At 73.7% G+C, this 11,364-nt stretch carries 8 protein-coding genes; 4 read left to right on the forward strand and 4 right to left on the reverse strand.

Features of this window, described 5'->3' with window-relative positions; genetic code table 11:
• Positions 1-87 precede the first annotated feature (87 nt).
• Positions 88-882 (reverse strand): site-2 protease family protein, encoded by a 795-nt coding sequence (locus tag ACIF8S_RS07015; protein WP_399997779.1) that lies wholly within the window; start codon positions 880-882, stop codon positions 88-90.
• A 161-nt stretch (positions 883-1,043) separates the two neighbouring features.
• Between ACIF8S_RS07015 and ACIF8S_RS07020 the strand changes: the two genes are divergently transcribed.
• Positions 1,044-4,322 carry a BTAD domain-containing putative transcriptional regulator gene (locus ACIF8S_RS07020; protein WP_399997781.1) on the forward strand — a complete coding sequence of 1,093 codons (3,279 nt, stop codon included), beginning with the start codon at positions 1,044-1,046 and terminating at the stop codon, positions 4,320-4,322.
• Here ACIF8S_RS07020 and ACIF8S_RS07025 read toward each other — a convergent pair whose 3' ends face one another.
• From ACIF8S_RS07025 to panB, 3 genes are all read right to left on the reverse strand, one after another.
• Positions 4,323-5,147, reverse strand: a complete 825-nt coding sequence (locus ACIF8S_RS07025; RefSeq protein WP_399997782.1) for an ABC transporter permease — start codon at positions 5,145-5,147, stop codon at positions 4,323-4,325.
• A complete protein-coding gene (locus ACIF8S_RS07030) occupies positions 5,144-6,172 on the reverse strand; it encodes an ATP-binding cassette domain-containing protein (protein WP_399997783.1) in 1,029 nt (342 codons plus the stop codon). Before ACIF8S_RS07030 ends, ACIF8S_RS07025 begins: the two co-directional genes overlap by 4 nt.
• Before the next feature lie 210 nt (positions 6,173-6,382).
• Positions 6,383-7,258 (reverse strand): 3-methyl-2-oxobutanoate hydroxymethyltransferase, encoded by an 876-nt coding sequence (gene panB, locus ACIF8S_RS07035; protein WP_024882711.1) that lies wholly within the window; start codon positions 7,256-7,258, stop codon positions 6,383-6,385.
• 227 nt (positions 7,259-7,485) lie between these two features.
• On the opposite strand from panB, the gene ACIF8S_RS07040 reads away from it, so the two are divergent.
• The 3 genes from ACIF8S_RS07040 (at position 7,486) to ACIF8S_RS07050 (ending at position 11,065) form a co-directional block, all read left to right on the forward strand.
• On the forward strand, positions 7,486-9,087 hold the full coding sequence (locus tag ACIF8S_RS07040; RefSeq protein WP_399997784.1) for an MFS transporter: 1,602 nt from the start codon (positions 7,486-7,488) through the stop codon (positions 9,085-9,087).
• 115 nt (positions 9,088-9,202) lie between these two features.
• A complete protein-coding gene (locus tag ACIF8S_RS07045) occupies positions 9,203-9,823 on the forward strand; it encodes a TetR/AcrR family transcriptional regulator (protein ID WP_024882709.1) in 621 nt (206 codons plus the stop codon).
• A 189-nt stretch (positions 9,824-10,012) separates the two neighbouring features.
• Positions 10,013-11,065, forward strand: a complete 1,053-nt coding sequence (locus tag ACIF8S_RS07050; RefSeq protein ID WP_399997786.1) for an endonuclease/exonuclease/phosphatase family protein — start codon at positions 10,013-10,015, stop codon at positions 11,063-11,065.
• Positions 11,066-11,364 lie beyond the last annotated feature (299 nt).

An 11,364-nucleotide genomic window follows, 5' to 3' on the forward strand; every position in this document is an offset into this window, starting at 1 on the left:
CTCCAGGGGCGCGGGGAACCGCGCGAGCAACCCCCACCGGCCCGCACCCGGCGTACGACAGTCCCCGGCACCGGCGGCGCCGAGACCTCACACCACGCAGACCTCGCCCGTCTCCTGCCAGAAGCGGAAGAGATCGAAGCCGCAATACCTGTCGATCTCCTCGACGCACAGAACGCGCAGCACCGCGTCCACCCCGTCGAAGAAGACGCCGTTCACGGACGGCACCCACAGCAGCGCGAAGACGAACAGCAGCCCGAACGGGGCGAACGGCTCCACCTGCCGGCGGACCTCCCGCGACAGCCACGGCTCGATCACGCCGTAGCCGTCCAGCCCCGGCACCGGCAGGAAGTTCAGGATCGCGGCCGTCACCTGGAGCAGCGCGAGGAAGCCCAGCGCGTACCGGAAGGCGGGCGGCACGCCGTCCAGCACGCCCAGCCAGAACGGCGCCGTGCACACGGCCGCGAACAGCACGTTGGTCAGCGGGCCCGCCGCCGAGATCAGGCTGTGCCGCCAGCGGCCCCGGATCCGGCCCCGCTCGATGAACACCGCGCCGCCCGGCAGACCGATCCCGCCCATGATCACGAAGACCACGGGGAGCACGATGCTCAGCAGGGCGTGCGTGTACTTCATCGGGTTCAGCGTGAGATAGCCCTTCGCGCCGACCGAGATGTCACCGCTGTGCAGCGCGGTGCGCGCGTGCGCGTACTCGTGCAGGCACAGGGAGACGATCCACGCGGAGGTCACGAACAGGAACACCGCGAGGCCCGGCACGTCCGAGAACCCGGTCCAGGTGGCCCAGCCGGTGACCGCCGTCACGGCCACGATGCCCAGGAAGACGGGGCTGACCCTGCGGTCGCCGGAACGGGTGGCGGCGGTGGTCATGGAACTCCCAGGGCTTGCGGGGCGGGGCGGGGGCGCCCGCGCGTCTGCCCGACCGTACCGGGCACGCCGGGAAAACGTTTCGCACGGGCAGCCGGTTCCGTGCAAGGTGGGGGCGCCCCTGACGCCGGGCCGCCTCACCGCCGCGGCCGGCACCGGAGAGAATGGACCCCGTGCGCTACCGCATCCTCGGCACCACCCAGGCAGTCCGCCCCGACGGCACCGTCGTCCCCGTGGGCGGGGCACGGCTGCGCGCCCTGCTGACCGTGCTCGCCCTGCGGCCCGGCCGCACCGTGCCCGTCGGCATGCTGGTCGAGGAGGTCTGGGACGGCGACCCGCCCGCCGACGCCACCGGCGCGGTGCAGGCCCTGGTCGGACGGCTGCGCCGGGTGCTGGGTGCCGACGCGGTCGCCTCCGTCGACGGCGGCTACCGGCTCACCGCCGCCCCCGACGACGTCGACCTGCACCGCTTCGAGCGGCTGGCCGGCGAGGGCCTGCGGGCCCTGTCCGACGGCGACCCCGCCAAGGCGGCCGCCCTGCTCGACGACGCCCTCGCGCTGTGGCGCGGCGGCCCCGCGCTGGCCGGACTGCCCGACCGCACCGCCGAGGCGGCCCGCGTCGAGACCCGCCACCTGGACGTGCTGCGCGCCCGGCACACCGCCGCCCTGGCCCTCGGCGACGCCGAGCAGTCCCTGCCCGAACTGACCGCCCTGTGCGACAGCCACCCCCTCGACGAACCCCTCCAGGCGCTGCGGCTGCGCGCCCTGCGCGACACCGGCCGCACCGCCGAGGCGCTCCACGCCTACGAGGAGGTGCGCCGCCTGCTCGCCGACCGGCTCGGCTCCGACCCCGGCGCCGAACTGCGCGCCCTGCACGCCGAGCTGCTCACCCCCGAGCCGGGCCGGCCGCCCGAGCGGCAGGCGGGCGGACCGCCCGGCAACCTGCGTGCCCGGCTCACCTCGTTCGTCGGCCGGGAGAGCGACATCGAGGCGATCCGCTCGGACCTGACCGCCGCCCGCCTGGTGACGCTCCTCGGACCGGGCGGGGCGGGCAAGACCCGGCTGTCGCAGGAGGCCGGCGAGACCGTACGGGCCGCCCATCCCGACGGGGTGTGGCTGGCCGAACTGGCCCCCGTGGACGATCCCGACGCGGTGCCCGAGGCGGTCCTCACCGCGGTCGGCGCCCGCCAGACCGTGCTGTACGGCGCCGGCGCGGAGAGTATGCGGGCCGTCACCGAGCGGCACAGCGCCCCCGTGGAACGGCTCGCCGAGCACTGCGGGCCCCGCCGCATGCTGCTGATCCTCGACAACTGCGAACACGTCGTCGAGGCCGCCGCCCGGCTCGTGGAGACCCTCCTCGAACGCTGCCCCGGCCTCACCGTGCTCGCCACCAGCCGCGAACCCCTCAACGTCCGGGGCGAGTTGCTGCGCCCGGTGGAGCCCCTGCCCGAACCGGTCGCGTTGCGCCTGCTGGCCGAGCGCGGGGCCGCCGCCCGCCCCGGCTTCCGTACCGACGACGACCCCGAGGCGTGCGCCGAGATCTGCCACCGCCTCGACGGCCTCCCGCTCGCCATCGAACTCGCCGCCGCCCGGCTGCGGATGCTCACCCCGCGCCAGATCGCCGACCGGCTCGACGACCGCTTCCGCCTCCTCACCTCCGGCAGCCGCACCGCCCTGCCCCGGCAGCAGACCCTGCGGGCCGTCGTCGACTGGTCCTGGGACCTGCTCGACACCGGCGAACGCGACGTGCTGTGCCGTCTGTCGGTCTTCGCGGGCGGCTGCGACCTCACCGCCGCCGAGGCCGTGTGCGGTCCGGCCGCCCTGGACGCGCTCGGCTCCCTCGTCGACAAGTCGCTGGTGGTGGCCGCCCCTTCGGGCGACGGCGGGATGCGCTACCGGCTCCTGGAGACCGTCTCCGAGTACGCGGCCGAACGCCTCGACGAGACCGGGTGGCGCGCCGACACCGAGCGGGCGCACCTGACGTACTACCGCGAACTGGCCCGCACCACCGAGCCGATGCTGCGCGGGGCGGGCCAGACGGTCGCCGTCGCCCGCCTGGAGCGGGAGTACGAGAACGTCCGCACGGCCCTGCGTCACGCCGTCGCCCTGCGCGACGAGCAGGAGGCGCTCTGCATCACCCTGTCCCTGGTCTGGTACTGGCAGATGCGCGACCTGCGCATCGAGGCCCGCAACTGGTGCTCCGAGGTCATGGCCCTCGCCCCCGACCCGTTCACCGATCCGGTCAGGCCGGCCGCACCGCTGTGGGAGCGCTGCACCGACGCCCCGCCCCCGATGACCGGTGAACTCCTCGCCGAGGCCCGCCGCGGGGTGCACCTGGCCCACCTGGCCCACATGGACACCGAACTGGACGACTGGCAGACCCCGCAGGCCCAGCACAAGCTGCGGCTCATCACGGCGACGTACGAGCCGGGCATGCCGCAGGTCTGCCGGCCACCGGGGCTGCTCTGGGTCTTCGCCGTGATGCTGACCGGCGACATGGAACGGCTGCGCCAGGTGGTCGACGCGGCGATCCGCACCTGCCGGGGCAACCCGGGGTTCGAATGGGAGCTGGCCGCCGGCCTCCAGCTGCGCGCCAACTTCCTGGCCAACCGCAGCGACTGGGCCGGAGACGCCCGCAGGGACGCCGACGAGGCGCTGGAGATCCACCGGAGGCTGGGCGACACCTGGGGGATCGCCGAGGCGCTCTCCGCCCGTGGCGAGGCCCGCGAACGCGCAGGGGAGTTCCACGAGGCCGCCGCGGACTTCGAGGCGGCCAGGAGACACGCCGACCGCCTGGACGCCCGCGCCCACGCGGACGTGCTCACCGCCCGGCTGGCCAACGCGCTGCTGGAGGCGGGCGAGGCGGAGCGCGGCGAACGGCTGCTGCGCGAGGTCATCGACAGCACGAAGGGCCGGCACACCGAGGCGCTGCCCGCCGCCCGGCTCTTCCTGACCGGCTGGCTCAGCACCACCGGGCGCACCGAGGAGGCCCGCGAGCATCTGCGGGCCCTGCGTGAGGAGTTCCGCATCGCGCACTACGTCGTCTTCGACGCGTTCATCCTCGGCGCCGAGGGCTGGCTGGAGGTGGCCGCGGGCCATGACGAGCGGGGCCTGGAGATCGTCCGCGAGGCGGTCAGGCAGGCCAAGGATCCACTGGCCACTGCCATGGCACCGCACATGCACTCGGCGTACGTCACCCTCGGTGCCGTCGCGCTCGCCGCCCTCGACGGGGGGCGGCACGCCCGGGACGCGGCCCGCTGCGTCGGAGCCGCCGACGCGTGGCTGCCACCCGGGCACCGGTCCGGGCTCGTGGAGCGGGCGGTGCGCGAACGCGCGGAGGCACGCGCCCGCGCGGCGCTCGGCGACGCGGACTACGAGGACGCGTACGCCGAGGGCGCCGGCCTCTCCGAGGAAGAGGCCGACGCCCTGCTGGACCCGTCCTGATCAGGTCTTCGTACGGAACTTGTGGATGGCGACCGGCGCCATCACCGCCGTGATCCCGACGGACCACGCCAGCACCATCCACAGGTCGTGGGCGACCGGGCCGCCCACCATCAGCCCGCGGGCGGAGTCGGCCAGCGCGGACAGCGGGTTGTACTCGGTGAAGTTCTGCAGCCAGCCCGGCATGGACTGCGTCGGCGCGAAGATCGACGAGCCGAACTGCAGCGGCATCAGCACCAGGAAGCCCATGGCCTGCACCGACTGGGCGTTCTTCATCACCACGCCCAGCGTGAGGAAGATCCACATCAGGGCGGACCCGAACACCGTGGACAGGCCCACGGCGGCGAACAGCCCCGGCCAGTGGGTGATGTCGAAGCCGACCAGCACCCCGACGACCAGCAGGATCGTGGTGGCGATCAGCATGCGCACCAGCTCGACCGAGATCTTCGCGAACAGCACCGAGCCGCGCCCGATGGGCAGCGACCGGAAGCGGTCCATGACCCCGGTGTTGAAGTCCTGGTTGAACCCGGTGCCCACCCCCTGGGCCATGTTCATGCCCATCATGGCCATCAGTCCGGGCACGATGTACTGCACGTAGGCGTCCTGCCCGCCGCCCAGCGACTGCCCGATCGAGCCACCGAAGACGTAGACGAACAGCAGGGTGAAGACGACCGGGAAGAGCACGGCGTCGAACATCGACTCCGGGTCCTGCCGGATCCACAGCAGGTTGCGGCGCACGAGCGCGCCGGTGTGGCGCAGATGGGCCCGCGGCGAGATCCGCGCGTCCGTGCGGACGCCGGCGGCGGGAGCGGCGGTGGCGGCACTCATACGGCGACGACCTCCTCGGACGTGGTGGCGGGCAGGGGGTCCTGCGGGGCACTGGCGCGGTGTCCGGTGAGGGACAGGAACACCTCGTCCAGGCTGGGCAGTTCGGTGGTGAGGGAGTTGAGGGTGATCCCGCGGGCGGTGACCGCGCCGACCACGGCGGTGAGCTGCTCGTCGCTGAGTACGGGGACCAGCACCGCGCCCCGTTCGGCGTCCACGGTGGTGCCGGCGAGCCCGGTGATGCCCAGCCCGTCCAGGGCAGCCGCGAGCGGGCGCAGCTGGAGCGGGTCGGCCGGGCGGACGCGCAGCGTGCGGCCGCCGACCTTGGCCTTCAGCTCCTCGATGCCGCCGCTCGCGATGACCTTGCCGCGGTCCACCACGGTCAGCTCGGAGGCGAGCTGCTCGGCCTCCTCCATGTACTGGGTGGTCAGCAGTACCGTCACCCCGTCGCCGACCAGCCGCTTGACCTCGGCCCACACCTCGTTGCGGGTGCGCGGGTCGAGACCGGTGGTGGGCTCGTCCAGGTACAGCACGGCCGGGCGGCCGATCATCGAGGCGGCCAGGTCGAGCCGGCGGCGCATCCCGCCGGAGTAGGTGCCCGCCGGGCGCCGGGCGGCCTCGGTGAGCGAGAACCGCTCCAGCAGCCCGTCGGCGCGGGACCGCGCCTCCTTGCGGGGCAGATCCAGCAGCCGCCCGATCAGATACAGGTTCTCCCAGCCGGAGAGCTTCTCGTCCACGGAGGCGTACTGCCCGGTCAGCCCGATCACCCGGCGCAGCTGCCGGGGCTGGCGGACCACGTCGTACCCGGCGACGGTGGCGTGGCCCGCGGTCGGTGCGAGCAGCGTGGACAGGACGCGCACCAGCGTGGTCTTGCCGGCCCCGTTCGGCCCGAGCACCCCCATCACGGTTCCCTCGGCCACGTCCAGGTCGACACCGTCCAGGGCCTTGGTCTCCCCGTAGTGCTTGACCAGTCCCCGCACGGTCACGGCGCTTCCCGCGCCCCCCGTTCCCTTGTCGTTTCGCGTCATGGCCCAGACGATTCCAGCGGCCACCGACAAAGCCCCGACATCCCGCCGACAGCGTTGCCGACATCCCGCCGACACCCCGTGCCGCCTGCCCGGGACCGGCCCCGGGCAAGGCGACGGCCCGCCGACGGGGGAAGATCGGCGGGCCGTCGCGGTGGTGCGGCAGTGGCTCACAGGGGTGTACGGCAGTGGCTCCCGGCACCCGGGCGGGGGTCAGTGCACGGAGTGCTCCTCCTGCGGGAAGGACCCGGCGACCACGTCCTCGGCGAACGCCTTGGCCGCCCCGGTCATCACGTCCCGCAGGTTCGCGTACTGCTTGACGAACTTCGGCACCCGCCCGCCGGTCAGCCCGAGCATGTCGGTCCACACCAGCACCTGGGCGTCGGTCTCCGGGCCCGCGCCGATACCGACGGTCGGGATGTGCAGCGTCCGGGTGACCTCGGCGGCCAGCTCGGCCGGCACCAGCTCCAGGACCACCGCGAAGGCGCCCGCGTCCTGGACGGCCTTGGCGTCCCGCAGCAGCTGCTGCGCGGCCTCCTCGCCGCGGCCCTGCACCCGGTAGCCCATGGCGTTCACCGACTGCGGGGTCAGCCCGATGTGGGCCATCACGGGGATGCCGGACTCCACCAGCAGCTCGATCTGCCGGTGCGAGCGCTCGCCGCCCTCCAGCTTCACGGCGCCCACCCCGGCCTCCTTCACCAGCCGGGTCGCCGAGCGCAGCGCCTGCACGGGACCCTCCTGGTAGGAGCCGAACGGCAGGTCGCCGACGATCAGGGCGCGCGAGGTGCCCCGGACGACGGCGCCGGCCAGCATCGTCATCTCGTCGAGGGTGACGGGCACGGTGGTCTCGTACCCGAGGTGGCAGTTGCCCGCGGAGTCGCCGACGAGCATCACGGGAATGCCGGCCTCGTCGAACACGGACGCGGTCATCGCGTCGTACGCGGTGAGCATGGGCCACTTCTCGCCCCGCTCCTTGGCGAGCGCGATGTCGCGGACAGTGATGCGGCGTGTGCCCTTGCCCCCGTACAGCGTCTTGCCGCCGGAGGAGGAACCGGGCGTCCCGGTCTGGGCAGCCGAAAGCTGCGTCATGGATCCGTCTCCCAACACGTCATCTCGAGGCGCCCTGACGGCGTCCCCGGACCACGTCCATGGTGGCACCTCCGCCGGAAGAGGGCCAGAGGCACCCCCGTGAGCTCCGCCCCCGCCGTGGCGCGCCGCTCCGGAGGGGGCCGTGCGGTGCAATGACGGGGCAAGTTCTCGGCAAAGCCTTTCCGATACGAGACGGTTCCGTATCGGAAATCACTAGGGTGGATCCCATGACTTCTCCTGCCGCCCCCGCCCGCCGGGTCCCGGAAGCCGTCCACCGGCGCCGCTGGGCGATCCTCGGCGTGCTGATGCTGAGCCTGCTGATCGTCGTCCTGGACAACTCGATCCTGAACGTCGCCATCAAGACGATCTCGACGCCCGCCCCCACCGGTCTCGGCGCCACGCAGAGCGAGCTGGAGTGGGCGATCAACTCCTACACCCTGGTCTTCGCGGGCCTGCTGTTCTCCGCGGGCCTGCTCGGCGACCGGCTCGGCCGCAAGAAGGTGCTGGTCGGCGGGCTCGCGGTGTTCGGCATCGGCTCGGCGCTCGCCGCGTTCTCCGGCACCCCGGCCGAGCTGATCGGCTTCCGCGCGGTGATGGGCCTGGGCGCCGCCTTCGTCATGCCGGCCACCCTCGCGGTGCTGATGAACGTCTTCGAGCGCGACGAGCAGCCCAAGGCCATCGGCATCTGGGCGGGCGGCGTCGGACTCGCCATCGCCGTCGGGCCGATCACCGGCGGACTGCTGCTCGAGCACTTCTGGTGGGGCTCGGTCTTCCTGGTGAACGTCCCCATCGTGGTCCTCGGCATCGGCCTGATGCTGTGGCTGGTGCCCGACTCCCGCGACCCCGCCCCGGGCCGGATCGACCCACTGGGGGTCGTACTGTCCGTGGCCGGCCTGGTCCTGCTGGTCTACGGCATCATCAAGGGCGGCCAGCTCGCCGACTTCGGCGATTCCGTCGTGCTCGGCGCCATCGGCGGCGGACTCGCCGTGCTCGCCGCGTTCGTGATCGCCGAGAAGCGCAGCGACCACCCGTCCATCGACATGGGCTACTTCAGGAACAAGGTGTTCTCGGCGGCGATCGTCGCCATCGCCCTGGTGTTCTTCGCGCTGATGGGCGTGACCTTCTTCGCGGTCTTCTACACCCAGAGCGTGCGCGGCTACTCGCCGCTGGAGACCGGCCTGCTGATGCTGCCCCTGGCCGCCGCGCAGATGGTCTTCGCCCCGCGCGCCCGGCTGCTGGTGGACCGCTTCGGCAACAAGGCCACCACCACCGCGGGACTGGTGGTCCTCGCGGCGATGCTGGCCGCGTTCGCCCTGCTGGACCGCGACACCCCGATCTGGCTCCTCGAAGTGATCTTCTTCCTGATGGGCGCCGGCATGGCGCACGTGATGACCCCGGTGAGCGTCGTCATCATGCAGGCCCTGCCCCGCGAGAAGGCCGGCTCCGCCTCCGCGCTGAGCAACACGTTCCGCCAGGTCGGCGGCGCCCTCGGCATCGCCGTCCTCGGCTCGGTGCTGTCCACCGCCTACCGCGGCGCCGTCCAGGACGACCTCGCGGTGCTGCCGCCCGCCGCCCGGCACGCGGCCGGCGAGTCCATCGAGGCCACGCTGGCCGTCGCGGAGCGGCTCGGCCCGCGCGCCGGTGCCCTCGTCGACGCGGCCGACAGCGCCTTCCTGCACGCCATGCACGTCACGGCGCTGTGGGGCGCGGGTGTCGCGGTGCTCGGCGCGGTCGTCGTCGCCGTGTTCCTGCCCGGCCGCACGGCGGACCCCCCGGTCGAGGACGAGGAACAGCGGCTGGTGTCCACAACGGAGTCCACCGGGGACTGACACCGGGCCGGGGGAGTTCCGCGGGGGAGCAGGGGACGAAAACCTCCGGGCGGTGGCGTGCCGCCACCGCCGACCGGGGAGAATCGTCGTCCCGCCACCGAAAGGACGTCACGACGTGGACCTGGCCGGCACCGGCCCCCGGCAGGGCGGCCCCGCGCGGGGCCGCCCCCGCAGCGAGGCGGTCGAACACGCCATCATCGAGGGGGTGATGAAGCTCCTGGAGGACGGCGTGCCGCTCGCCGAACTCTCCATCGAGCGCATCGCCCGCACCGCGGGCGTCGGCAAGGCCACCATCTACCGGCGCTGGAGCGGCAAGGAGCAGCTCTTCGTCGACGTCATGCGGGCCGCCGAACCCCCGGACCCCGAACTCCCCGGCACCTCCATGCGCGACGACCTGGTGGTGCTGCTGGAGTCCCTGCGGCTGCGCGGCCTGGCCGGCCGGACCTCGGCGATCCTGCACAACGTCCGCGCCCAGATGAAGAGCAGCCCCCACCTGTGGGCCGCCTACCACGACACCGTCATCGAGCCGCGCCGCCGGGTGGGCCTGGAGGTGCTGCGCCGGGGCCGCGACAACGGCGAACTGCGCGCCGACGTCGACCTGGAACTGCTCAACGACGTCGTCGTGGGCCCCGTCCTCGTCCGCACGGTGCTGCGGCCCGACGCGGACCTCCCCGCCGACCTCGCCGAACGGGTGGTCGACACGCTGCTCGAAGGGCTGCGCCCGGCCGGCGGCTGACCGCGGTCACCATGTGCGCGTTTCGTCACAGAAGACGCTTTCGCGACCCCGCCCCGGAACTGCCCGCGCGATCCGCCACGTCCTCGCTCCCGTACGGCCGCCGCGCGCGGCGGGAAAGGAACCGATCATCCCCTAGGGTCTTACGGACACGGGGGCGACGGTGTGCACGGCAGGTTGTGAGGCGACGGTATGGCGCAGCAGGCGTACATGACGGAGACGGACGACGGACATCAGGGTCCCCAGCACCCTGCCTCCCCGCTTCGGCGCCTGTTGCACCGGCTGGGCGGGGCGCTGCGGGGCGACCGCGGGATCTGGCGCCGGGGCTGGGTCGTGGCCGTGTGCGCACTTCTCGTGGCCCTGGTGATGCTGGCGCACGCCCACATCCCCAACCGCGTCGGCAACCTGGGAAGTCTGGTCGAGACGTTCCTGCCGTGGCTGGGGCTGGCCGTCCCGGTGCTGGTCGTCCTCGCCCTGGTGCGCAGGTCGGCGACGGCGGTGCTCGCGACGATCCTGCCGGTGGTCGTCTGGCTGAACCTGTTCGGCGGTCTGCTCAGCGACAAGAACGCCGCCGGCGGCGACCTCACGGTGGCCACCCACAACGTCAACGCCGACAACCCCGACCCGTCCGGCACCGCCCGGGACGTGGCCGCCTCGGGCGCGGACGTGCTGGCGCTGGAGGAGCTCAAGGCGTCCGCGGTGCCGACGTACCGGACGGCGCTGTCGGGGACGTACAAGTACCACGCGGTGGTCGGCACGGTCGGGCTGTGGAGCAAGTACCCGCTCAGCGAGGTGCGGTCGGTGGACATCCGGCTGGGCTGGAAGCGTGCGATGCGCGCCACGGTGGACGCCCCGGCCGGGCGGGTCGCGGTCTACGTCGCCCATCTGCCCTCGGTACGGGTGAAGCTGGAGGCCGGCTTCACGGCCCGTCAGCGCGACAAGAGCGCCGACGCGCTGGGCGAGGCCATCGCCGGCGAACCGCTGGAGAACGTCGTCCTGCTCGGCGACCTCAACGGCACGATGAACGACCGCTCCCTGAAGGCCGTCACCTCCCAGATGCGGTCCACGCAGGGCGCGGTGGGCAGCGGCTTCGGCTTCAGCTGGCCCGCGTCGTTCCCGATGGCCCGGATCGACCAGATCCTGGTGAAGGGCGCCGAACCGGAGAGTTCCTGGACCCTCCCGCCGACCGGGAGCGACCACCTGCCGATAGCGGCACGGGTGAAGGTCGCGACCGCGCGCGACTGACGGCGCGGGACTGACGGCGCGGGACTGACGGCGCGGGGCGGACGCGTCCCGGCAGGAGCGCGCGCGGTGCGGTCCGCGCCCGCGGACGGCCCCGCGCTTCAGGGGGGACGAACCGGCAGGACGGCGGCGGACGAACCGGCAGGACGGGGGGGGGGGGGGGGGGGGGGGGGGGGGGGGCCCCCCCCCCCCCCCCCGGGGCGGGCCCCCCCCCCCCCCCCCCCCCCCCCCCCCCCCCCCGGGCGCGCGCCCCCCCCCCCCCCCCCCCCCCCCCCCGCCGCGGCCCCCCCCCGCCCCCCCCC

The sequence above is a fragment of the Streptomyces sp. NPDC085937 genome (genome assembly GCF_044540535.1).
Taxonomy (GTDB): domain Bacteria; phylum Actinomycetota; class Actinomycetes; order Streptomycetales; family Streptomycetaceae; genus Streptomyces.